General features: G+C 60.9%; 2 protein-coding genes. Both read right to left on the reverse strand.

Annotation, left to right across the window (positions count from 1 at the left end):
- On the reverse strand, positions 1-296 hold a 296-nt coding region (locus tag HIJ39_RS23295; protein WP_169103395.1), incomplete at its 3' end, for an IS3 family transposase.
- 56 nt (positions 297-352) lie between these two features.
- A partial coding sequence (locus HIJ39_RS23300) for a transposase (protein WP_207711902.1) occupies positions 353-621 on the reverse strand: 269 nt, incomplete at its 5' end.

Raw genomic sequence — 621 nt, forward strand, 5'->3', positions numbered from 1 at the left:
CGATTCAGGAGATTGTCGGCGACCGGGTGGGCATGCCGGGAGTGGGTCGTCGCCTTATACTTGCGCACCACGCGAGATCGGAGCCCCGCCTCCCGCATCAAGCGCGCGACGGTCTTCTGGGCAATCCGTTCCCCGGTTTGGCGTAAGACAGCCGTGATTTTCGGGCTGCCATAGCGCCCCCGACTGTTAGCAAAAATCGTCTGGATCTGTGCCCGGCGCTCCGCGCGCCGGAGGGCTCGAGGGCTGGGGGGCCGGTCTCGCCAGGCATAGTACCCGCTCCGGGATACCTGTAACACGTTGCACATCTTCGTGATGCGGAAGGTGGAGCGGTGTTCATGAATGAACGCGTATTTCACTTCCGATCGTTGGCGAAGATGCGCATCGCTTTTTTTAAGATGGCGTTCTCTTCTTCCAAATCGCGCAGGCGTTTTTGTAGTTCGCGGGCCGCGTGATCCTCGGGGCGTAACTGGCCACTGCCAATGAAGGGCTCGTCCGGCCGCTCTTGGGTCGCTTTAATCCACCCATGCAACGTGCTCGAGGGAATGCCCAGCTCGTCGGCCACCTGCGCCACGGATTTATTCAATTCGGTGGCTAACCGGACCGCCTGCCGCTTAAACTCGG

Source organism: Sulfobacillus harzensis (assembly GCF_012933365.1).
Classification (GTDB): domain Bacteria; phylum Bacillota; class Sulfobacillia; order Sulfobacillales; family Sulfobacillaceae; genus Sulfobacillus_B; species Sulfobacillus_B harzensis.